This is a genomic window from Ruegeria sp. BHSA191 (genome assembly GCF_059613325.1).
Genome location: NZ_JBXWSH010000005.1, coordinates 100,686 through 123,702 on the forward strand (window position 1 = coordinate 100,686; position 23,017 = coordinate 123,702).

A 23,017-nucleotide genomic window follows, 5' to 3' on the forward strand; every position below is an offset into this window, starting at 1 on the left:
CCCAGCAGACTGGGACTTGGTTTTTTACGAGTTTCAAATAGTCCGAGTGTTCCTCATGTTCCGGTCTTTCAGGGCGGGGCTTGCGCCCCTCAAAGGATTTCTCCAATCTACGCCGCATCAGCGCGTCGCGCAGGTCGATCCCGCTGCGGACTGCCTACACCATGTCGGCCGGCTGAACATTCCCGTCGCGCAGACTGACGTGCCAACCGGACAGGATCGGATCGATCGGGGCCGCCATCTGGCCCGCCAAGATCGCTGGGCCGAGCTGTCCGCCGAAATCCGAACGGCCGACCAAACCCGCGCCACGGCACCCGACGGGGCTCCCGTGGCAGACCTGTTGGCCTTCGGCGCACGTTCGGATGTGGTTCTGGCGGTTGAACATGCGTTATCCGACGGCAAGGCATTTGCCGAGTATGATGTGCTGGCCGGAATTTCGGAACTGGAAGGCGTGATGCAGGACCACCCCGGCGACCCGATCATCGCGCTGATCGTCGCCCTGGCCCATATCGACCTTGCATGGGCCTGGCGGGGAACCGCACAGGTTTCGACGCTTCCGCCGTTGAACCGGGCCCGCTGCGCGGCACATTTCGATCGCGCCGGTGCCATCCTGTCGCGATGGCGGCCAGCAACAGCCGACAGCCCGATCATGGCTGCGGCCGACTGTGCCCTGCTGGGCGGGCAACCGGCCGGCACCCGACGCGTCGCGGACCGGTATGAACGGTTGATCGCGCTGGATCCGTACAACCCCCGGCACATGCGCGCGATGGGCTGCCATCTGCTGCCCCGCTGGTTCGGCAGCTACGAGGAACTGGAGTTGCGGGCCCTGCGCGCCGCAGCCAACACGCAATCAATCTGGGGCGCAGGCGGATACGCCTGGGTCCAGTTCGACGCCATCGCGGTGGACGAGATCGCCTGTGCCCGCCTGGACACCGACTATTTCCTGCAGGGCCTGTCCGACATCGTCGCTCGCAGGCCCGACCAGCAGACGGTCAACCTGCTGGCGTCCTATTGCGCCCTGATCATGCAAAGTGGCAAATGTCTGAACGAACAGGCCGATCTGGTGCGCAGCCGCATCGCCGACGCCGCCCAATGGTTGATCCGCGACCACCTGACCGAGTTGCACCCGCTGATCTGGGCGCACGCGGCGAACGGGTTCAACAACTCGGTCCGAGTGCAATCGCCCGAACGGTACGCCGCGCGAGGACACCGCGCCGCCCTGCACGCCATCAGCGACCTGTTCAGCGACGAGCTGCGCGACGGGACTGTCGTGACCTTCACACCCTCGGGCCTGCAGTTGAACACCCCCTGAGATTCGCGCTCCCCGCGCCTTTGCCCCTTGCCCCTTGGACGGTCCGGGCCTAATACGCAGGCCTAGACTTCTGCGGAAATGAGGCGCGCCATGCTCGACTTGACCTATGAACTGCCCAAACCCAAGACCATCGCCGGTGCCAAGCACGACTGGGAACTGGTGATCGGGATGGAGGTGCACGCGCAGGTCTCGTCCAATGCCAAGCTGTTCTCGGGGGCATCGACCAAATTCGGGGCCGAGCCGAACTCGAACGTGTCCTTCGTGGATGCGGCCATGCCGGGCATGCTGCCGGTGATCAACGAATTTTGCGTGGCCCAGGCCGTGCGCACCGGCTTGGGCCTGAAGGCGCAGATCAACCTGAAATCGGCCTTTGACCGCAAGAACTATTTCTACCCCGACCTGCCGCAGGGCTACCAGATCAGCCAGCTGTATCACCCGATCGTGGGCGAAGGCGAAGTGCTGGTCGAGATGGGCGACGGCACCGCGCGCAAGGTGCGGATCGAGCGTATCCACATGGAGCAGGACGCGGGCAAGTCGATCCACGACATGGATCCGAACATGTCCTTCGTCGACCTCAACCGCACCGGCGTCTGCCTGATGGAGATCGTCAGCCGCCCCGACATCCGCGGGCCGGAAGAGGCCGCCGCCTATGTCGCCAAGCTTCGCCAGATCATGCGCTATCTGGGCACCTGCGACGGCAACATGCAGAACGGCAACCTGCGGGCCGACGTGAACGTGTCGATCTGCCGCCCCGGCGACTATGAGAAATACATGGAAACGCAGGACTTTTCGTACCTGGGCACGCGTTGCGAGATCAAGAACATGAACTCGATGCGCTTCATCCAGCAAGCCATCGAGGTCGAGGCGCGTCGCCAGATCGCCATCGTCGAGGCCGGCGGCAAGGTCGAGCAGGAAACCCGCCTGTATGATCCCGACAAGGGCGAGACGCGCTCGATGCGGTCCAAGGAAGAGGCGCATGACTATCGCTACTTCCCCGATCCCGACCTGCTGCCGCTGGAAATCGAGCAGGCCTGGGTCGATGACATCGCCGCCAAGCTGCCCGAGCTGCCGGACGAGAAAAAGGCCCGTTTCATCAACGATTTTGGCCTGACCGACTATGACGCATCAGTGCTGACCGCCGAGGTTGAAGCGGCGGTGTACTTCGAAGAGGTCGCCAAGGGCCGCAACGGCAAGCTGGCCGCGAACTGGGTCATCAACGAGCTGTTTGGCCGCCTGAAGAAAGACGACCGCGACATCACCGACTCGCCGGTTTCGCCCGCACAGCTGGGTGGAATCATCGACCTGATCGCCTCGGACGCCATCTCGGGCAAGATCGCCAAGGAGCTGTTCGAGATCGTTTATACAGAAGGCGGCGACCCGGCGCAGATCGTCGAAGAGCGCGGCATGAAGCAGGTGACGGACACCGGTGCCATCGAGGCTGCGCTGGACGAGATCATCGCCGCCAACCCGGCCCAGGTCGAGAAGGCCAAGGTGAACCCGAAACTGGCCGGTTGGTTCGTCGGACAGGTGATGAAGGCCACCGGCGGCAAGGCCAACCCCAAGGCAGTCAACCAGTTGGTTGCGCAGAAGCTGGGCCAATAAGGTCTTTCGGTTTGTACAGGCCGGGCAACTGGGTTTGTCCGGTTTGTAGTCAACAGTCTTGCAAACACGGGCCCGGCTCGATTGAACGAAAGCTACCCGTTGCCGCACGGTTCTTGATCGTGGCATCGCCTTCGGCGCTGATAGGCGACGAAAACCGTCGGTCAGGGCGGTCATTGTTGGCGGTCTATGATTCTCGCTGCAACAAGAATGACGCTGGCTGCTGCGGAAACTTCCCTACAGAATAAAATCCGTCTGGTTCAGATCGAAGATACCAGTCAATTGAACTTGGAAATCGGCAGAGCCATCCCCATCGATATCCGCGCTCACGACTGTAATTCCGCTTGTCGTGTTTTTGACGAAACGCAATTCACCCACAGTGCCAGAGAACGCGGCTTCTCCAATAAACGTAAAAGCCTGATCCAAAGGTTGCGACGTTGCATCGATAGCGGAAACATCAATAACATCTTCCCCTTGAACGAAATCTGTAACGACGTCCCGTTTCGTTCCTCCAACACGCGACTCGGAAACAGCTTTGAATACGAACTGGTCCGCACCGGCACCTCCGGCAAGGATGTCACGACCGGCACCGCCCTGCAGGATGTCGTCTCCCGAACCCCCAGCTAGGTTGTCGTTACCAGATCCACCAATGAGAGTATCATTGTCGCCGCCGCCTCTCAAAATATCTGCGGCGTTCCCGCCGTTCAGAATGTCGTTGCCGGCACCGCCATAAACTCGGTCGCTGCCGCCGCCGCCGATCAGTACGTCGTCGCCACTGCCGCCGGAAAGGACATCGTTCCCGGACTGTCCGACGAGTTTGTCCACTCCAGCCTGACCAATTAGTCTGTCATTGCCTTGGTTGCCAAAAACGGTGTCGTTTCCTAGTCCACCTCGGACGACATCGTTACCACTTCCGGCCCACACCGTGTCGTCTCCATCCCGAGCGTTGACGATGTCATTTCCTGCAAATGACTTAATACTATCAGCAAACAACGAACCGGTTAGGCTATCGCTTTTTGCAAGAACAATTGCTGCCGCTTTTTGAAAGTTCGCTTGTATCTGGATTGCATTGTACAGCGCTGCGGCACTCGCGCCAATTCCAGTCACAGTGTATAGTTTCTGACCACCCGCAAACTCGGTGATCTTGTTCATGGTTCCGGACACGCGCCCTGCCGCATCATACCTGAAACTGCCTTCGTAGATCGTTTTCCGAAACCCATCCGAAATAACGATCCTCCCCGAGTTTGCGACCTGCACAAAACCAAACCATACAGATGTGTTCGGTATGTCAACGCCGCGATACGCAATCGCTCGAGCCATAACACCCCCCCAAACTAATTAACCCAACGTCAATTAATAGACGCGTGTCAGCTGAATATGTCAATCGATGCACCTTTACCGTGTATCCGAATGGAAAAATCTGCCTATTTGGTACGGTTGTCATACAAGTGGTGCTATGGCGTTTGGGGAACACGCTGCTATAACCCCTTCAACAATTTTGAGGTCGAGTATGCAGCGTTACGAATACAAGGTCGTCCCGGCCCCCAAGAAAGGCACCAAGGCCAAAGGGGTCAAAACGCCCGAGGGCCGGTTTGCCGTCACCATCGAGCAGCTATTGAATGAGATGGGCGCGGAAGGTTGGGAATATCAGAGCGCCGAACTGCTGCCCAGCGAAGAGCGGGTCGGACTGACCGGCAGCACCACGAACTGGCGCAATGTTCTGGTGTTCCGGCGGGCGGTCGAGACCGAATTGCCGGCCGATGAAGCCGAGGCCTTTCTGACCCCGCCCGAACAGGACGATACTCCCTTGGCGCGTCCGGTTCCCGGCCCCGACGCACCGGCCCCGATCGCGCAGGATAATGACGACCCGCCGCTGACGTCGAAGCCGGACAAAGACACCCCCGAGGCCAAGCCGGACGAGGCCGAAAAAGATACCCGGGGCAACTGAACCATTACCGCCACACCGCCTGGCTGGATGCACGGATTTCGGGCATGCGCCAGTTGCTTGCCAGCGCTCTGATCACCTTCCGCCGGCCGTGGCGCAATCAGTCGCCAATGTCCAGCGCCAGCGCGTGGATGCGCGGCACGACGTCTCCTAGCGCTTTGTGCACGGCACGATGGCGGGCCACACGGGACTGACCGGCAAAGGCCGCGGCGCGGATGCGGACGTTGAAATGGCTTTCGCCGCCTTCGCGAAACCCGGCATGGCCGCGATGGCTTTCGCTGTCGTCCACGACCTCAAGCTCATAGGGGTCGAAAGCCGCCTGCAGGCGGGTGCGAATTTCCTCGGTCATGGTCATTTTCGTGCTCGTGGACAAATAATTTGCCGCGCCCCTCTTCTACTTTCGGTCACTTAGATTAAACTGCTGCCTCCGAGTCGAAAAGACGCGTTCGTGAGGATGAGCACATGGTAAAACCTGATCCCTTCGGTTTCGACATCTCGGTGTCCAGTGCCAAGAAGAAAAACCCGCGCGGCCGCCGGGGCATGTCGGGCGCATCCGAAACATCGACCCGCGTCTGCGATCACGAAGGCTGTAACGAACCCGGGAAATACCGCGCGCCCAAGGCGCCCGACGTGCTGGATGACTATTTCTGGTTCTGCCAGCAGCATGTGCGCGAGTATAACCAGAAGTGGAATTTCTTCGACGGCACGACCGAGGCCGAGCTGAACGCGCAGCGGTCCAAAGACAAGGTGTGGGAGCGCGAGACCAAACCGATAGGCGACCCTGAGGCGCGCGCCTGGGCCCGCCTTGGGATCGAGGACCCGCATCAGGTGCTGGGCGAGAAGGCCACGAAGAACCGGGGCCGCGAAGCCACGGGCCGACGCCTGCCGCCCACCGAACGCCGGGCGATCGAGATCCTCGAAGCCAAGGACAACTGGACCAAGGCCGAAGTGCGCAAGGCCTACAAGAAGCTGATCAAGGTTCTGCATCCCGACATGAACGGCGGCGACCGCAGTCAGGAAGAACAATTGCAGGAAGTGGTCTGGGCCTGGGACCAGATCAAGGACAGCCGCAATTTCAAGTAAAGCCTCAGCCTTTCAATGAAAAAAGGGCGCCCGATTGGGCGCCCTTCATGTTTTCTGTGAATTGGGTCAGCCGCCCTGATTGGTTTGCAACGTCTGCAGAACCTGATCGATCGAGAAGCTGGCAGGTTTCTGGCGCGGCGGGTAGTCCTTGAAGGTTTCGAGGAACTGAGCCACGAAAGCCTGAGCCGGCACCAGAGCAAAGGCGCGCTCGAGCCGCCATTGCGAGTAGCCGATGGACTCGTGCTCGGCCCGTTCGAACGGGTCCGAGTACAGGTTTATGAGCTTGGGCAACCGCAGGAAGGTCAGCGGTTCCTGCCAAACATCGAACCCATGTGCCCGCTGTTCGGCGAACACGACCTTCCACGGCCCGTACCGCAGGTTCACCAAGTCACCGCCATCCGAAAAATAGAGAAACTCCTTGCGCGGGCCTTCTTCGGTCTCGCCCTTGAAGTACGGCAGGAAGTTGTAGCCGTCCAGGTGCACCGGCTCGTTGCCTTCCCCAAAGGGTGCTTCGGTCAGCATGACCTCTTTCATGTCGGCATCCCCCAGCGCGGCCATGAACGTCGGGAACCAGTCCAGGTGACTGATGATCTGGTTCGACTTGCGCCCCGGTTCGATCACACCCGGCCATTTCAACAGCAGCGGAACGCGATAGCCGCCTTCCCAGTTGTCGTTCTTTTCACCCCGGAACGGAGTGGTACCGCCATCGGGCCAGCTGAAGACCTCGGCGCCGTTGTCGGTGGAATACATCACCACCGTGTTGTCAGCGATGCCTAGCTCGTCGAGCCTGTCCAGCATCTGGCCGACCATCTTGTCATGCTCAACCATGCCATCAGGGTAGACCCCCAGCCCGGTCACGCCCTGGCTTTCCTCTTTTAGGTGCGTGAAAATGTGCATGCGCGTCGTATTGTACCACAAAAAGAACGGCTTATCCTGTTCAACCGCCCGGTCGATGAAGTCGAGCGCACCGGCGGTCACCTCTTCGTCGATGGTTTCCATCCGCTTGCGTGTCAGCGGGCCGGTATCCTCGATATTGCCGTCGGCGCTGGACTTGATGACGCCGCGTGGGCCGAATTGCTCGCGGAAGGCGGGATCCTTGGGATAATCGACATTCTCGGGCTCTTCTTCCGCGTTCAGGTGGTAGAGATTGCCGAAGAATTCATCGAAACCGTGGTTGGTGGGCAGGTGTTCATCCAGGTCGCCCAGATGGTTTTTGCCATATTGACCCGTCATGTAGCCCTTGGACTTCATGTATTCGGCAATGGTGGGGTCCTTTTCGCTGATCCCCTCTTTGGCGCCCGGCAACCCGACCTTGAGAAGCCCGGTCCGGAAACCGGACTGGCCGGTCACGAAGCTGGCCCGCCCTGCCGTGCAGGACTGTTCCCCGTAGGCATGGGTGAACAACATGCCTTCGTTTGCAATCCGGTCGATGTTGGGCGTTTCATAGCCCATCATGCCTTGGTTATAAGCGCTGACATTCCAATACCCGATGTCATCGCCCCAGATAATGAGAAAATTCATAGGCTTGTCCTGGGCCGCAGCCGGCAGCGCCAGACTGACCCCCAAAACTGCGCCGGCAAAGCGCCGCTTCCAATTCAAGGTTCTCAAGTTCTCACTCCCTTAATTCAAATGTTCAAGCAAAGTGGATTCCACGGCCGTTCGTTGTCCGGGCGGCACTGAAACCTCTGCAAGCATACCGCGAAGCGCGCACGTTGGCATTAATTTTGGTTTTTTTGTCGGGACAGGTCTGGCCGACCTACTGGATCAGCGCTTTTCCCGCCACCGACGCTTCGCGCCTTTTGAGGCAGGGCAACCGGGTCCGCAACGCGGCTGTAGGGGTTGGGTGGGCCAGTTCAGGGAACAAGGCCAGCAGCTCGGCCGCCACCCCTGTCCCAAACGCCTGAAGCACCATATCGCCGGGATAAAGGCTTTCGGTCGGCAACCCGTTCGAGATCAGAACGGCGTGGCGCGGACAGGCGATGTGGTAATAGGTGACCGGCGATTTGGGCAGGGTCCGGCGAATGGTCCCATCGTTGACCAGATGGACCGCCGCCGCAAAAACCCGAGCTTCGCCGAACAGAAGCTCGGCCATCCACCCTTCGAGCACGATGCGATGCTGCGGTGAGACGTAGAGGTCGCGCGAAGGCCGGCCAGGCCCCAAAGCGTCCTTGCCTATGCAGATCGGTCTGAAATTCGGGCTCAGTTCCAGCTGGTTTGCTGACAATGTTCGTTGCCCAATCCAGAGGATCGGCAGCAATTCTCCACGTGAGGTGCGCACGAGATCGCCAACGGCAAGATCTTCGACTGGGCGTGGTCCGTGCGCGGTCTCGATCAGGGTTCCGGCAACGAAACAGGGCACGACCCCAGCAGGGAGGTTCACGGTCACGCCAAGGCTTGCATTGTTCCCGTTTCCGGGGCGGCCGGTGGTCGCGTCGATCCGAAGCGACAGCGATGTACCCGGAGGAATGTCGACCCCCGGTGTCAAGTCGATGGTCAACAAACCGTTGGCGTCGATGGAAACGGAATAATCGGACGGATCCAATGGCCCGTCACCAAGCACTGTGACGCTCCAGGAAACAGATCGTGAGGCATTGTAATCGACGGCAAACGTATCGGCTCCCGACGGGAAATTAATGACCGACGGGCCAGTAATGACCAATGACACGGCGAAACCTCGCTAACAAACGCACATACTGCACGATATTCCTTTTGACGAGTCAACAAATAGCGCCACGCCGCCGCTGCACGGTGCAGATTTCCGGGTTCGCGATGCAGCCGCGAAGGCCGCCGAAGGCAATCGCCCGGTTCTCTTTCGGCAAACTCGGCTTTCCCTTGCCCTTGCCCGCAATATATTGCACCACACACGGGTTCGACCCCGGTGAACGGGCCAAGGAATGAGGACAAAGCGCATGGCTGACGGATCAATCGACATAAACGCAAAACCGACCGAAGAGATCTCGGTCCGGGACGTGTTCGGCATTGACACGAACATGGTCGTCAAGGGCTTTGCCGAGCAAAGCGACCGTGTGCCGGCGATCGATCCGACCTACAAGTTCGACCCCGAGACGACGCTGGCCATTCTGGCCGGTTTCTCGCACAACCGGCGGGTAATGATCCAGGGTTATCATGGGACCGGCAAATCGACCCATATCGAACAGGTCGCCGCGCGTCTGAACTGGCCTGCAGTTCGCGTCAACCTGGACAGCCACATCAGCCGGATCGACCTAATCGGAAAGGATGCGATCAAGCTGCGCGACGGCAAACAGGTGACCGAGTTTCACGAGGGCATCCTACCCTGGGCGCTGCGCAACCCGGTGGCCATCGTGTTCGATGAATACGACGCCGGCCGCGCCGACGTGATGTTCGTGATCCAGCGGGTTCTGGAGCATGACGGCAAGCTGACCTTGCTGGACCAGAACGAAATCATCACACCGAACCCCTATTTCCGCCTGTTCGCCACCGCCAACACCGTGGGTTTGGGCGATACCACCGGCCTGTATCACGGCGTGCAGCAGATCAACCAGGCGCAGATGGACCGATGGTCGCTGGTAGCGACGCTGAACTATCTAAGTCACGATGCCGAGGTGATGATCGTTCTGTCCAAGGCGCCGCATTACAACACCGAGAAGGGCCGCAAGACCGTCAGCCAGATGGTCACCGTGGCCGACCTGACCCGGACCGCTTTCATGAATGGCGATCTGTCCACAGTCATGAGCCCGCGCACCGTGATCAACTGGGCCCAGAATGCCGAGATCTTCCGCGACGTGGGCTATGCTTTCCGCCTGTCGTTCCTGAACAAGTGCGACGAGTTGGAGCGCGAGACGGTTGCCGAGTTCTATCAGCGGTGTTTTGATGAGGAACTGCCGGAAAGCGCCGCAAGCGTCAGCTTGGGGTAATGCTGGATTTGCGCCCGTGCCGGGCGCAATGCCTCCGGCGGGGATATTTTGGGCCAGATGAAGGCGGGGCCGGTCGTCGCGGTCGGGCGGCGCTTGAATGAGGGCTGAGAGAGATGGTGCAGAAGAACGACAACCCCGCTGATCCCTTCAAGAAGGCCTTGGCCGAGGCCACCAAGGTGATGGCTGACGACCCGGACCTGTCGGTCAGCTACACCGTCGATCCGTCGGGTTTGTCGGGCGAGACGATGCGCTTGCCTCAAGTGTCGCGCCGGATGACGCGCGAAGAGGTTTTGCTGGCGCGCGGCACGGCGGATGCGCTGGCGTTGCAGCGCCGGTACCATGACGAGGCCACCCATGCCCGTTACGCCCCGCCGGGCGACATGGCCCGCGATCTGTACGAGGCGATGGAAACTGCCCGATGCGAAGCCATGGGCGCCCGCGACATGCCGGGCACCGCCAGCAATATCGACGTCAAGATCAACCACGAGGCGCTGCGGCGGGGCTATGACCAGTGCAAGCAGCCGTCCGAGGCTCCGCTGGCCGTCGCCGCGGGCTATCTGATCCGGCACCTGGCCACGGGGCGCGATCTCCCGCCGGCGGCCGCGAATGTCATGGAACTGTGGCGCGGGTTTATCGAGGAACAGGCCGGCGGCACGTTAGAGAACCTGAACGAAATCCTGTCGGACCAGACCGCTTTTGCCAAATTCGCCCGCCAAGTGATCGACGATCTGGGTTATGGCGATCAGTTGGGCGAAGACCCGGACGCACTGGACGAAGACCAGGAGGACCAGGCCGAGGAAGAGGCCGAGGAGCAGCCCGACCCCGACAGCACCGGCCAGGACGAACAGGACGAGCAGGACGCCGACGCCACTCCTGAACAGACGCAGGAAGAGCAGCAAGACCAGTCGCAGGCGCAGGTCTCGATGGATGAGATGGCCGAGGACGAGATGGGCGAAGAGGCCGAGATGCCCGAGGGCGAAGCGCCGCTGGAGCCGCCCGCCCCTCCGCCGGCGTCCGAGGCCGACCCGGACTACAAGGTCTATCTGAACACTCATGACGAGGAGATCGCCGCCGAGGAGCTGGCCGAACCCGCCGAACTGGAACGGCTACGGGCCTATCTGGATCAGCAGTTGGAGCCGCTGAAGGGCGCCGTCAGCCGGTTGGCCAACAAGCTGCAACGCCGACTGCAGGCGCAGCAGAACCGCAGTTGGGAGTTCGACCGCGAGGAAGGCATTCTGGATGCCGGTCGGCTGGCGCGGGTTGTTGCGAACCCGACGACACCGCTGAGCTTCAAGGTCGAGAAAGACACCGAATTCCGCGACACCGTGGTGACGCTGCTGCTGGACAACTCGGGGTCGATGCGCGGGCGCCCGATTTCCATCGCGGCGATCTGTGCCGATGTTCTGGCACGCACGCTGGAACGCTGCAACGTGAAGGTCGAGATTCTGGGCTTTACCACCCGGGCCTGGAAAGGCGGACAGGCGCGCGAGGCGTGGCTGAACGATGGCCGCCCACAGCAGCCCGGCCGCCTGAATGATCTGCGGCATATCGTCTACAAGGGGGCGGATGCGCCCTGGCGGCGGGCGCGGGCCAATCTGGGCTTGATGATGAAAGAAGGCCTGCTGAAGGAAAACATCGACGGTGAGGCGCTGGAATGGGCACATCGGCGGATGCTGGCCCGGCGCGAGCAGCGCAAGATCCTGATGGTGATTTCGGACGGGGCTCCGGTGGATGATTCTACGCTGAGCGTAAATCCGGCGAATTACTTGGAAAAACACCTGCGCGACGTGATCGCCATGGTCGAAAAGCGCAAGATGGTCGAATTGCTGGCCATCGGGATCGGCCATGACGTGACCCGGTATTACGACCGCGCGGTGACGATCACCGATGTGGAACAGCTGGCCGGGGCGATGACCGAGCAATTGGCCGCCCTGTTCGACAGCGATCCGCGCGCGCGGGCCCGCGTGATGGGCATTCGGAAGGCCGGCTGAGCCAGGCCTTGCCCCGGGCGGGACCCTTCTTGAAAAAACCAAACTGAGGTGGGCCATGGCCCGCCTCGGATTGAGGGAGATGCAAATGTTCCAATCCTTCGAAGTGACGGCGCGGCCGGAACAGGGGCCACCGCGACTGGCGGCGTTGCGGGCCGAGTTGGCGCGCGAAGGATTGGACGGGTTCCTTGTGCCGCGCGCCGATGCGCATCAGGGCGAATATGTGGCCCCTCATGACGAGCGGCTGGCCTGGCTGACCGGATTCACTGGAACAGCTGGGTTCTGCGTGACATTACGCGACGTTGCCGGGGTGTTCGTCGACGGCCGCTACCGTACCCAGGTCAAGGCGCAGGTGGCCGAGGAGTTCACGCCGGTGCCCTGGCCCGAAGTATCTCTGGCCGACTGGCTGAAACGGCACCTACCCGAGGGCGGCAAGGTGGGGTTCGATCCGTGGCTGCACGCGGCGGGACAGATCCACGACACGCAAGCCGCGCTGGCCGGCAGCGGGATCGAGCTGGTGCGCTGTGACAACCTTGTCGACCGCATCTGGGTGGACCAGCCAGCGCCGCCGATGAACCCGGCAAAGCCACATCCGCTGGACTTCGCGGGCGAAAGCGCCGAGAGCAAGATCACGCGCCTGGCAAAAAGCCTGGCGGACGCGGGGCGCAGCGCAGCCGTGATCACCTTGCCGGATTCGATCATGTGGCTGCTGAACATTCGCGGGTCTGACATCGCCTACAATCCGGTAGCGCACGGGTTTGCCATTCTGCACGTCGATGGGCGGGTGGACCTGTTCATGGCGGCGCAGAAGCTGACCGGGCTGGACCAACATCTGGGGCCGCAGGTGTCGGTGCACCCGCCCGAAGCGTTTCTGGAGGCCGTCGGCGCGTTGGAAGGCGCGGTTCAGGTGGACATGGGCACCGTGCCTCAGGCCGTGATCGACGTGCTGGCCGAGGGCGCCGTGGATGGCGGCGACCCATGCGCCCTGCCCAAGGCCTGCAAGAACGCGGCTGAAATCGCGGGCAGTGCCGCCGCGCATCTGCGCGACGCGGTGGCGGTGATCGAGACCCTGTGCTGGCTGGATGAGCAGGCACCGGGCAGCGTGACCGAGACCCAGGTCGTCACCCAGCTCGAGGAAAACCGGCGGCGCGACAACGCGCTGCAGGACATCTCGTTCGACACGATCGCGGGCACCGGGCCGAATGGCGCCATCATGCACTATCGGGTGACCGAGGACACCGACAGCCGGCTTGAAGACGGGCATCTGCTGGTTCTGGACAGCGGCGGGCAATATCTGGACGGTACCACCGACATCACCCGCACGATTGCTATCGGAAGCGTCGGCGATGAGCAGAAGGCCTGTTTCACCCGCGTGCTGAAAGGAATGATCGCCATGTCGATGCTGCGCTGGCCGGTGGGGCTGGCCGGGCGTGACATCGAATGCGTGGCGCGTACTCCGTTGTGGCAGGCGGGTCAGGATTTCAACCACGGCGTCGGTCACGGTGTCGGCGCGTATCTCAGCGTTCATGAAGGCCCGCAGCGCCTGTCGCGCGTCAGCCATGTGCCGCTGCAGCCCGGCATGATCCTGTCCAATGAACCGGGCTATTACCGCGAGGGTGCGTTCGGCATCCGGCTGGAAAACCTGGTGGTCGTGGAAGAAGCGCCCGCCCTGTCCGGCGGTGACGGCGAACGGGCGATGCTGTGCTGGCGTACGTTGACCTATGTCCCGATCGACCGGCGCCTGATCGTGCCCGACATGCTGACCGCGGCAGAACGCGACTGGCTGAACGCCTACCATCGGGACGTTGCGGAAAAGATCCGCCCAAGGCTGTCGCCCGACGCGCAACTGTGGTTGGATGCCGCGACCGCACCTTTGTGACATGACAGTGTTACATGGACGGGTAGACTTCAGGCCGGAATGATCAAAGGCCGCGACGACGAGGGAAGGAGCAGAAATGACCGCAGATATCACGATCCGCAAGGCGCCCGGAAAATGGTGCGTCCGTTCAGGCGGCGCCATTCTGGGCGAGACCACCAACGCACTGGAGCTGTCGGAGGGCGATCTGCCGCCGGTCATCTATTTCCCGCGCGACGACATCGCGATGGCCTTTCTGGACAAGACCGACAAGGTGACCCACTGCCCGCACAAGGGCGACGCCACGCATTTTTCGATCGTCAACAAATCCTCGGTCACCGAAAACGCGGCCTGGAGCTATGAGAACCCGATCCCGGCCGTGTCCGAAATCAAGGACTACATCGCGTTCTACCGGCTCGAATCGGTGAAGGTCGAGCAAATCTGACACCCACGCAGGGTCACGAATGTTCCTCGGCTGCCGTGGCGGCCAGCGCGCGGTTGTACGCCTTGAGTGCATCGACATGATAAAGCGCTCCCACCGGGGTTTCGGATCCGTCGTCTTCGGGCACCACCACCGGTAGACAGGCGATCTCGTCACGGTCGAAATAAGGCATCGCCGCCTCGAGCGTGGCGCTGGCCGGAATGCAAAGCCCCTGATCCATCAGCTCCCGCGCCTGTTTTTCGGTGATCGAGCGCGGATCACCCAGCGGGCGCATCACCGAACCGGCCCGCAGCATCGCCAGCAGATAGGCCTGCGGCCCGGCCGCCAGATGCACGCCCCGGCGCTCCAACTGGGTCAGGAAGAACGACCTGTCGACAAGCCGCGAAGCCAGCGCGGTGGACATCGAAACCGATACCATCACAGCCAGCCCGATCTGCCAATCTCCGGTCAGCTCGAACACGATCAGCGTGGTCGAAATCGGCGCCCCCAGCACCGCCGCCGCCACCGCCCCCATGCCCGCGAAGGCATAGAGCGTGTGCGTGCCGGACACGTCCGGCAGCAGACCGGTCGCGATCAGCCCGAAGGCCAGACCGGTCAGCGCCCCGATCATCAGCGAGGGCGAGAACACACCGCCCCCCATGCGTCCGCCCATGGTAATGGCGACGGCGGCGGTTTTCACCATCGCGAACAGGATAGCGGTGGTCAGCACCAGATCGCCGGTCAGGGCGCGGATCGTGGTTTCGTAGCCCACGCCGATGATATGCGGGAACCAGATGGCAAGAACCCCCAGCATCGCCCCGGACACCGCCGGCCGCAGCCAGCGCGGCAGTGACAGGCGCGTCTGGACGTGGTTACCGAAATCCTCGGCAAAGAAGATTGCGCGCATCAGCACCACAGACACCAGCCCGCAAACCAGTCCGAGGATCAGGAAGGCCGGAAGCTCGACGTAGAATTGCAACGATCCCGGCGTTTCCAGAATGAATTCGGTCACGTCGCCATACTCCAGCCGGTTGATGACCGTGCCCGCCACCGAGGCGATGACGATCGGCGCAAAAGCATGGACAGCAAAATGGCGCAACACCACCTCGAGCGCGAACAGCGCCCCGGCGATAGGGGCGTTGAAACTGGCCGAGACGGCGGCAGCGACGGCACAGCCCAACAGGTCGCGCCCGGTGATGCCGTCGGCATGGATGCGGTTGCTGACCCAGGTCGAGATCACGCCGGCCATGTGCACCACCGGCCCTTCCCGCCCGGTCGAACCTCCGGTGCTGAGCGTGATCAGCGAGGCGAGGAAAGAGGCGATGCCGGCCTTGGTTTCGACCCGACCATCGTTGACGGCGGCGCCTTCAATCACGTCGGCAACCGAGCGCACGCGGCCGTCATCGGTAAACAGGTGCAGGATTACCCCCACCACCAGTCCACCCACGATGGGAATGACCAGGATCATGACCCATGGCAGCCCTTCGGCATGGCTGTGCAGGCGCAGGATGTCCTCGGTCTGGTAGACATAGGCCTGCAAGGCGGTGATGCCCTTGCGAAACCCCAACGCCATGAACCCTGCGGCGATGCCGATGGCCAGCGCGATGAACCAGAACTGGACCTGGCTGGGACCACGACGGCGCATGACCCGCCAGGCGTCCTTGAGCGCGGCCAAGGCCTGTTGGAGCTGGTAGTGCAGCACGGAACGGGTGGACTGGGTCATTGTCCCTCGGCGGGGTTGGGTGATGACCCTTGGTAACGCACGCACTGCGCAGAGAAAAGTCGCAAGCTGGTGAAGCCCGCGGCACACAGCGGCAGGATGGCATCAGGCCTGCAGCAGCGCGCGGGCGGCGGCACGGGCCTCGGGCGTTATGGTGTCGCCCGAGACCATGCGGGCAATCTCGTCGATCCGGTCCGGCTCGGACAGCGGTAGGACAGTGGACAGGGTCTGCCCGTCGGTCACGTGTTTCTGAACCCGCCAGTGATGAGCCGCGCGAGCCGCAACCTGCGGCGAATGGGTTACCACCAGCACCTGCCCGCCCTGCGCCAGCGCCGCAAGCCTGCGGCCCACGGCGTCCGCGGTGGCGCCGCCCACCCCGCGGTCGATTTCGTCAAAGATCATGGTGCGGGCGCTGTCGTCGCCCGACAGGCACACTTTGAGAGCCAGCAGAAAGCGGCTGAGCTCCCCACCCGAGGCGATCTTGTTGAGCGGACCCGACGGCGCGCCCGGGTTGGTGGCGACGGTAAAGGCCACGGCGTCCTGCCCCTCGGGTCCGGACTCGGTGGGTGTGATCTGGGTCTGGAACGCCGCACGCTCCATCTTGAGCGGCACAAGCTCGGCCATTACCGCCGCGTCCAGCCGGCCGGCAGCCTCGCGCCGCAGAGCGCTGAGTGCCTCGGCGGCCGCGTCGTAGGCTGCCTGCGCGGCCTGAACCGCAGCGCGACGGTCGGCCAGGTCGGCGTCTCCGGCCTCAAGCTGGCCCAGACGGGCGCGTAGCGTGTCGGCGAAACCGCTCAGGTCATCTGGCGCCACGTCATGTTTGCGGGCTAGCGCGCGGATGGCGAACAGACGTTCCTCGGTCTGCTCCAACTCGACAGGGTTGAAATCCAGCGCCTCGAGGCAGGAGGTTACGCCATCCTGCGCCTCGCCCAATTCGATCAGGGCACGCCCCAGGGCGGCGATCGGCTCGTCCAATTGGCCCTCGGCCCGGTCGGCGACACCTTCCAGCCAGCGCACGGCATCCGCCATCGCCCCTTCGGCCCCGTCACCGCCCAGCAGGGCAAAGGCACGGGCCACGTCGTCGCGGATGCGCTCGGCCCCCTGCATCATCCGACGGCGGGCGTCGAGTTCGGCGTCCTCGCCCGGCTGCGGATCAAGCTTGTCGAGTTCGGCAACGGAATGCCGCAGAAATTCCTCTTCGCTGCGCACGGCGGCCACGGCGGCCTCGGTCTCGGCCAGGGCTTTGCGGGCGCGCGCCATCTCAGCCCAGGCGGCGCGCACAGCTGTCAATTGCGGCTCGGCCCCGGCATAGGCGTCCAGCATAGCGCGATGACCACGCGGGTTCAGCAGGCCGCGGTCATCATGCTGGCCGTGCAGTTCGACCAAGGTTTCCGACAGCGCGCGCAGCACCTCGCCCGAGCAGCGGCGGTCGTTGACCCAAGCGGTCTTGCGCCCATCGGCAGTATTGACGCGGCGCAGGATCAGTTCCGACCCGCCGGGCAAACCAGCCTCGGCCAGGATCGCATGGGCGGGATGGCCCTCAGGCAGTTCGAACTCGGCCACGACCTCGCCCTGCGCGGCCCCCTGCCGGACAAGTTCGGCCCGCCCGCGCCAGCCCAGCACGAAGCCCAGAGAGTCGAGCAGGATCGACTTGCCGGCGCCCGTCTCGCCGGTCAGCGCGTTCAGGCCCGGCTGAAAGTTCAGTTCCAGCCGGTCGATGATCAGCATGTCGCGGATATCAAGGGCGCGCAGCATCGGGTCGTCAGCGTCCCAAGCCTGTGACCATGGCGATTACAACCACTGGCCCTTGATCGTCTGGCGGTAGATCTGGCTGAGCCAGTTGTTGCCGCGGCTCTTGAGTTCAAGCCCGCGCGACGTCAGCAGCTTGTAAGCCGCATCATACCATTCGGACGACTGGTAGTTGTAGCCAAGGATCGCACCAGCCGACTGCGCCTCGTCAACCAGCCCCAAGGCCAGATAGGCCTCGACAAGGCGGTACAGCGCCTCGGCGGTGTGGGTGGTGGTCTGGAAATCCTCGACCACTACTCGGAAGCGGTTGATTGCGGCGGTATAGTGATCCTGACGCAGATAATAGCGCCCGATCTCCATTTCCTTGCCCGCCAGATGGTCGAAAGCCAGATCGAATTTCAGAACCGCCGAGGTTGCATATTCGCTGTCGGGATAGACCTCGATCACCGTTCGCAGGGCCTGTAGCGCCTGGAAGGTCAGGCCCTGGTCGCGGCCGACCTCGTCAATCTGATCATAATAGCTGAGCGCCAGAAGGTATTGCGCATAGGCCGCGTCCTCGTCGGTGGGGTAGAAGTCGATATACCGCTGCGCGGCGGCGCGGCTTTCCTCATAATTCTTGTCCGAATGGAACGCAAAGGCCTGCATGATCAGCGACCGCTTGGCCCATTCGGAATAGGGGTACAGGCGCTCCACTTCCGAGAAGTACCAGGCGGCGTCATCCGGCCTATTCTGCGACAACTCGAATTCGCCACGGGTGAAAATCTGTTCGGGGGTATAGCCTTCGAGGTTTTGGGACCGGTCGGCCCCCTTGTTTCCAAACAAGCCGCCCGCATTGCCGCATGCCGTCAAAGTAGCCGCCAGAAGAATCACGCCCGCAAGCCTGACTGCCGCCTTGAAGCCAACCATACCGCCCATCCTAGTCGTCTTGTCTCTTTGGGTAACCCCGGATTGGGCTTTGGTCTAGCATATAAAATTCCGGTGCAAAACGCCTTAAACGACCCGCGACGGAATTGTCGCCAAGACGGGACAGATCAGGCCACCTGCGGGATTTCCGCAAAGGCCAGACCCTGCCCCGGCAATTGCATTGCCTGTTCAGGCGTGCACAGAACCGGGCGCACCGCGCCGGGCGTTTCAAACAGTTTGCGCAGAAGCGTGTTGGTCATCGCGTGGCCGGATTTCTCGCCGACGAAATGGCCGAAGATCGGGCCGCCGGCCAGATACAGATCCCCCAGCGCATCCAGCATCTTGTGACGCACGGCTTCGTCCGCACGGCGGAAGCCGCCCGGAGTCAGAACCGAGTCGCCCTGCACCACGACAGCGTTGTCCAGCGTGCCACCCAGAGCCAGACCGCTTTCGCGCATCGCTTCGACATCAGAGCGGCGGCAGAACGTTCGACAATCGGACAGTTCGCGGGCAAAGGCACCGTTGCGCATGTCAAGAATCTTGGTCTGCCGTCCGATGGCCGCGTCTTCGAAATCGATGTGGAACTCGATGATCAAGCCTTCCGCCGGACGGATCGACGCACGCGCGCCCTCGCGCTCGGCGACGACCGGCTTGAGCACCTCGTAAGCCAGAACGGGGCTGGCCTGGCGGCGCACACCCTTGGACATGATGCCGCGCACGAATTCAATCGACGAGCCATCCATGATCGGGACTTCGGGGCCGTCGATCTCGATCAGGGCATTGTGGATGCCGCATCCGGCCAAGGCTGCCATGATATGTTCGACAGTAGACACCGAGACGCCCGCATCATTGACCAACCGCGTGCACAGCTGGGTCCGCTCAACAACGTCATAGATCGCCGGGATCATTGCATTGCCCAGTTCGATATCGGTCCGCTTGAACCAGATACCGTGCCCGGCGGCAGCCGGCTTAAGAACCATCGTCGCGGGCTTGCCGCTATGCAAACCCACGCCTTTGAACGTGACCGAAGATTTGAGCGTCTGTTGCAAAAGGGACCTCAGTGAGCGGTGTCCGACCTGAAACGGCCGTGTTGCCACTCAGTTAAGGAAGCACCGGAGGCACCTCAACTCACTCTTTGTAACCGAATGAAACAGTTTTGCGAACGATCGGCAAAAGCCTGCCGATCCGCATGTAAATATCTGAAAACAAAAAATAAAGGGTCGCCAACCGGCGACCCTTCCTCAGAATTTGTTACCGCGATCAGTTGGCCTGACGCCGCAGGAAGGCCGGTATCTCGATCCGTTCCTGATCCGGGTCGGCCGCGTCTTGCGCAGGTGCCGTGGCGTCAGTCTGGCGCAATGCGGGCTGCTGACGGACAGGTTGCGCGGGGGTGTCCGAGGCATGTCCGGTCATCCGATCGATCAGGCGGTTGAAGCCGAAACGCGGCCGTTCCTCAGCCGCAGAGCGCGGCGGTTGTGCCGACGCCTGCGGACGCTGCGCGTTCAGGCGCTGCGACTCGCTCGGAACTTTCTGGACCGCGGCCTGCAACCGCTGCATGGCCTGCGGCGAAGGGGTGCCCGGCGCATGTGAATGCACCGGATCGGCTGCGGCTTCGACCGGCTGGGGCACCGGCCCGGTTTCGGCTGCGCTTGGCTGGTAGGCCGGCGGCGGAAGATCATCGTCATCCGACGCGGTTTCGGTGCCCGAGTCGTAGAAGCTCTCTTTGAACTCTACTTCCTCGATCGACTCGAACAGGGTCGGCGCGATGTTCTCGGCCGCCTCGGCAACTTCGGCCGGACGCGGCTGGGCCTCGATTTCAGGGACTTCCTGCTCGGCCGAGGTTGCGCGGCTCAGCGGCGCTGCCATCGACCGGCGCGGCGCCGGAGCCTCGGCGGCGCTGTCGCTGGCGTCGATGCCGGTGGCCACGACCGATACGCGCATCTTGCCTTCCATCTCGGGGTCCAGAGTGGAGCCGACGATGATGTTGGCCTCTGGGTCCACTTCCTCGCGGATGCGGTTGGCGGCCTCGTCCAGTTCGAACAGGGTCAGGTCATGGCTGCCGGTGATGTTGATCAGAACACCTTTGGCGCCCTTGAGGCTGATTTCGTCCAGCAGCGGGTTGGCGATGGCCTTTTCGGCGGCCTGTATGGCGCGGTCTTCGCCCTCGGCCTCGCCGGTACCCATCATGGCCTTGCCCATTTCGTCCATCACCGCGCGGACGTCGGCGAAGTCGAGGTTGATCAGGCCCGGACGTACCATCAGGTCGGTCACGCCCTTGACGCCCTGGTACAGCACGTCATCGGCCATCGAGAAAGCCTCGGTGAACGTGGTCTTTTCGTTGGCCAGACGGAACAGGTTCTGGTTGGGGATTATGATCAGCGTGTCAACAACCTTCTGCAGCGCCTCGACGCCGTCCTCGGCCTGACGCATGCGCTTGGCGCCCTCGAACTGGAAGGGTTTGGTCACCACGCCCACGGTCAGCACGCCCAGTTCACGCGCGGCCTGCGCGATGATCGGAGCGGCGCCGGTGCCGGTGCCCCCGCCCATACCGGCGGTGATGAAGCACATATGCGCGCCGGCCAGGTGATCGACAATCTGCTCGATGCTTTCTTCGGCGGCGGCGGCACCCACTGAAGCCCGGGCGCCCGCGCCCAACCCCTCGGTCACCTTGATGCCCAACTGCACCCGCGCCGAAGAGCGGCTTTGCTGCAGTGCCTGCGCGTCCGTGTTGGCCACCACGAAATCCACGCCGTCGAGTTGCTTTTCAATCATGTTGTTGACGGCATTGCCGCCTGCCCCGCCAACGCCAAATACCGTGATCCGTGGCTTCAGTTCATCCTGCCCGGGCATCGAAAGATTTAATGTCATGCTCTGTCCGCCTGTTATATGTCCGCCAATGCGGGATTTTCTTGCCTATCCATCTGCAATCCTACAATCCGAATTGGCAAACGTCACGCCAAAAACGCAAAATTGCCACAAAATATGGAAGAAAACAGACCCGCGCTTGCAGTATTTCGCCGACTCTGGCAGATGTTGCGGGTTGAAGCTGAGGCAACACAACACGCCAACGGCCCGCAACGCCGGGTTGCGGGGGGAGGTCACGTATCCGAACTCTCAGAAAGCCTGCTCGGCCTTCGGTCTGCACCTCTTGTCCGGGTGCTGAGTGAATCTCTAACACGGCCTCTTGATCCTGTCACCGTGCAATCGGGTCAAATGCGCGGCGAAAACCGCCGCACATCGTTGATTTTTCAGGGAGTCAGGTCCAGCGCCTCGACGATCTGGGTATATGGCAGGCCGGCAGTGTCGTTGAGCCGCGCCACCTGGGCGGGCGTGTCGCTTTCGAACAGGCACATGCAACGGCCGTCGCCCGGCGAGAAGGTCGAGCGGATATAGCGGATCTGGTCACCGCCGGCGCGCATGGTCTCGGCCGTCCCGATCGCTGCCTTCTGCGCGCCTGCGAGGTCCTCCATGCTGATGCCCTTGAGATTTCTTTCCACCATGAATACAGGCATTTCGTGCTCCTCTCACAAACCGTTTCTGTCAATGAGGGCATTTCAACAGAACCCGGCGCACGGGACTATGGGCGCACCGTTATCATTCGATAACTGACGGTTTGGCCCGGGTGTTGTATCCTTGCCCTGTGGTTTTCGAGGGGAGGGTTGCCATGGAGATGTCCCAGATCCGCTATGTCCTGACCGCGGCGCGGACGCTTAATTTCACCAAGGCGGCCGAGGAATGCGACGTGTCGCAACCGGCGCTGACCAAGGGCATCAAGGCGCTGGAGGAGGAGCTGGGCGCGCCGGTGTTTCACCGCGAGGGGCGGCGCATCCTTCTCAGCGAGTTCGGCCGTTCGATGCTGCCGCATCTCGAACACATCCTCGAAGAGACCGAGGCCACGCGGGTTCTGGCCCGCAACTTTCGCCTGCTGGAAAAGACACCGATCCGCCTTGGCGTGATGCCGACGATCGGGCATGTGCGGCTGGCGCGATTTCTGGCCGCCTTCAAGCACGACCACCCCGGCATGGAACTGGCGGTCAGGGAAGCCCCAGTATCGGAGTTGGAGAGCCTTCTGGCCGATGACGAGCTGGACGCGGTGGTGATGACGGCGGGCGACGACATCCGCGACAGGTTCCGCGTCCACCCTCTCTATTCCGAACGCTACGTGGTGGTTCTGCCGCCCGAGCACCGGCTGCAGCGCAAGAACGCCATAACGCTGGCCGAGCTTTCGGGGCAGGACTACGTCGACCGGCTGGCCTGCGAACTGCGCGAAATGGTCATGTCGGTCTGCGATTCGAAGGGGGTCGAGCTGTATGCCCGGTTTCGTTCGGAACGCGAGGACTGGGTGCAGGCGATGGTTCTGGCCGGGATCGGTTTTGCCTTCATGCCGGAATATTCGGTGACCCTGCCCGGCCTCGTCCAGCGCCCGCTGACTGAGCCCGAGGTGAGCCGGGAGGTGGCGATGATCACCGTTTCCGGCCGCAAGTTCTCGCCCCCGATGGAGGCTATGATGCGCTCGGCCAGAAGCTTTGCCTGGCCGGGCTGAGCATCC

The 23,017-nt window shown here is 62.4% G+C and carries 20 protein-coding genes; 9 read left to right on the forward strand and 11 right to left on the reverse strand.

All coding sequences use genetic code 11. The features are described from left to right. Positions 1–55: 55 nt before the first annotated feature. Positions 56–1,309: a hypothetical protein gene (locus tag AC2FNS_RS07315; RefSeq protein WP_496803807.1), complete on the forward strand. Its 1,254-nt coding sequence runs from the start codon at positions 56–58 to the stop codon at positions 1,307–1,309. A gap of 90 nt (positions 1,310–1,399) precedes the next feature. Beyond that, entirely contained in the window at positions 1,400–2,911 is a 1,512-nt protein-coding gene (gene gatB / locus AC2FNS_RS07320) for an Asp-tRNA(Asn)/Glu-tRNA(Gln) amidotransferase subunit GatB (RefSeq protein WP_496727574.1), read from the forward strand. 234 nt (positions 2,912–3,145) lie between these two features. On the opposite strand, the gene AC2FNS_RS07325 is transcribed toward gatB, so the two are convergent. After that, complete coding sequence (locus tag AC2FNS_RS07325) at positions 3,146–4,060, reverse strand: calcium-binding protein (protein ID WP_496711479.1); 915 nt, start codon at positions 4,058–4,060, stop codon at positions 3,146–3,148. A 358-nt stretch (positions 4,061–4,418) separates the two neighbouring features. On the opposite strand from AC2FNS_RS07325, the gene AC2FNS_RS07330 reads away from it, so the two are divergent. Beyond that, entirely contained in the window at positions 4,419–4,856 is a 438-nt protein-coding gene (locus AC2FNS_RS07330; RefSeq protein WP_496711480.1) for a DUF4177 domain-containing protein, read from the forward strand. A gap of 97 nt (positions 4,857–4,953) precedes the next feature. On the opposite strand, the gene AC2FNS_RS07335 is transcribed toward AC2FNS_RS07330, so the two are convergent. Then, complete coding sequence (locus tag AC2FNS_RS07335) at positions 4,954–5,208, reverse strand: BolA family protein (RefSeq protein WP_490360767.1); 255 nt, start codon at positions 5,206–5,208, stop codon at positions 4,954–4,956. Between the two features lie 107 nt (positions 5,209–5,315). Here AC2FNS_RS07335 and AC2FNS_RS07340 point away from each other — a divergent pair, with 107 nt between their 5' ends. Beyond that, complete coding sequence (locus AC2FNS_RS07340; protein ID WP_496803808.1) at positions 5,316–5,936, forward strand: J domain-containing protein; 621 nt, start codon at positions 5,316–5,318, stop codon at positions 5,934–5,936. Between the two features lie 66 nt (positions 5,937–6,002). Here the strand turns inward: AC2FNS_RS07340 and AC2FNS_RS07345 are convergent, their stop codons facing one another. The 3 genes from AC2FNS_RS07345 to AC2FNS_RS07355 all read right to left on the reverse strand — a co-directional run bounded on the left by AC2FNS_RS07345 (position 6,003) and on the right by AC2FNS_RS07355 (position 8,794). Next, positions 6,003–7,457, reverse strand: coding sequence for an arylsulfatase (locus AC2FNS_RS07345; protein ID WP_496686032.1), 1,455 nt, complete (start codon positions 7,455–7,457; stop codon positions 6,003–6,005). A gap of 235 nt (positions 7,458–7,692) precedes the next feature. Continuing rightward, entirely contained in the window at positions 7,693–8,478 is a 786-nt protein-coding gene (locus AC2FNS_RS07350; RefSeq protein ID WP_496711482.1) for a Hint domain-containing protein, read from the reverse strand. A gap of 175 nt (positions 8,479–8,653) precedes the next feature. Beyond that, complete coding sequence (locus AC2FNS_RS07355) at positions 8,654–8,794, reverse strand: hypothetical protein (protein ID WP_496711483.1); 141 nt, start codon at positions 8,792–8,794, stop codon at positions 8,654–8,656. A gap of 51 nt (positions 8,795–8,845) precedes the next feature. On the opposite strand from AC2FNS_RS07355, the gene cobS reads away from it, so the two are divergent. The 4 genes from cobS (at position 8,846) to AC2FNS_RS07375 (ending at position 14,120) form a co-directional block, all read left to right on the forward strand. Beyond that, positions 8,846–9,832, forward strand: a complete 987-nt coding sequence (cobS, locus tag AC2FNS_RS07360; RefSeq protein WP_496678859.1) for a cobaltochelatase subunit CobS — start codon at positions 8,846–8,848, stop codon at positions 9,830–9,832. Between the two features lie 113 nt (positions 9,833–9,945). Continuing rightward, on the forward strand, positions 9,946–11,823 hold the full coding sequence (gene cobT, locus AC2FNS_RS07365; protein WP_496711484.1) for a cobaltochelatase subunit CobT: 1,878 nt from the start codon (positions 9,946–9,948) through the stop codon (positions 11,821–11,823). An 85-nt stretch (positions 11,824–11,908) separates the two neighbouring features. Then, positions 11,909–13,699: an aminopeptidase P family protein gene (locus AC2FNS_RS07370; RefSeq protein WP_496711485.1), complete on the forward strand. Its 1,791-nt coding sequence runs from the start codon at positions 11,909–11,911 to the stop codon at positions 13,697–13,699. 76 nt (positions 13,700–13,775) lie between these two features. After that, positions 13,776–14,120: a DUF427 domain-containing protein gene (locus AC2FNS_RS07375; RefSeq protein ID WP_496678854.1), complete on the forward strand. Its 345-nt coding sequence runs from the start codon at positions 13,776–13,778 to the stop codon at positions 14,118–14,120. A gap of 13 nt (positions 14,121–14,133) precedes the next feature. Here AC2FNS_RS07375 and AC2FNS_RS07380 read toward each other — a convergent pair whose 3' ends face one another. The 6 genes from AC2FNS_RS07380 to AC2FNS_RS07405 all read right to left on the reverse strand — a co-directional run bounded on the left by AC2FNS_RS07380 (position 14,134) and on the right by AC2FNS_RS07405 (position 21,980). After that, positions 14,134–15,819, reverse strand: a complete 1,686-nt coding sequence (locus AC2FNS_RS07380; RefSeq protein WP_496797402.1) for a chloride channel protein — start codon at positions 15,817–15,819, stop codon at positions 14,134–14,136. A 102-nt stretch (positions 15,820–15,921) separates the two neighbouring features. Next, positions 15,922–17,571 (reverse strand): DNA repair protein RecN, encoded by a 1,650-nt coding sequence (gene recN, locus AC2FNS_RS07385; RefSeq protein ID WP_496711487.1) that lies wholly within the window; start codon positions 17,569–17,571, stop codon positions 15,922–15,924. Positions 17,572–17,607: 36 nt separating this feature from the next. Beyond that, positions 17,608–18,471 (reverse strand): outer membrane protein assembly factor BamD, encoded by an 864-nt coding sequence (locus AC2FNS_RS07390; RefSeq protein ID WP_149774745.1) that lies wholly within the window; start codon positions 18,469–18,471, stop codon positions 17,608–17,610. Between the two features lie 125 nt (positions 18,472–18,596). Next, entirely contained in the window at positions 18,597–19,517 is a 921-nt protein-coding gene (lpxC, locus tag AC2FNS_RS07395) for a UDP-3-O-acyl-N-acetylglucosamine deacetylase (protein ID WP_496711488.1), read from the reverse strand. 211 nt (positions 19,518–19,728) lie between these two features. Next, a complete protein-coding gene (gene ftsZ / locus AC2FNS_RS07400) occupies positions 19,729–21,336 on the reverse strand; it encodes a cell division protein FtsZ (protein WP_496711489.1) in 1,608 nt (535 codons plus the stop codon). A gap of 380 nt (positions 21,337–21,716) precedes the next feature. Next, positions 21,717–21,980 (reverse strand): DUF4242 domain-containing protein, encoded by a 264-nt coding sequence (locus AC2FNS_RS07405; RefSeq protein WP_068347630.1) that lies wholly within the window; start codon positions 21,978–21,980, stop codon positions 21,717–21,719. Positions 21,981–22,132: 152 nt separating this feature from the next. Here AC2FNS_RS07405 and AC2FNS_RS07410 point away from each other — a divergent pair, with 152 nt between their 5' ends. After that, positions 22,133–23,011, forward strand: coding sequence for a LysR family transcriptional regulator (locus tag AC2FNS_RS07410; RefSeq protein ID WP_496803809.1), 879 nt, complete (start codon positions 22,133–22,135; stop codon positions 23,009–23,011). Positions 23,012–23,017 lie beyond the last annotated feature (6 nt).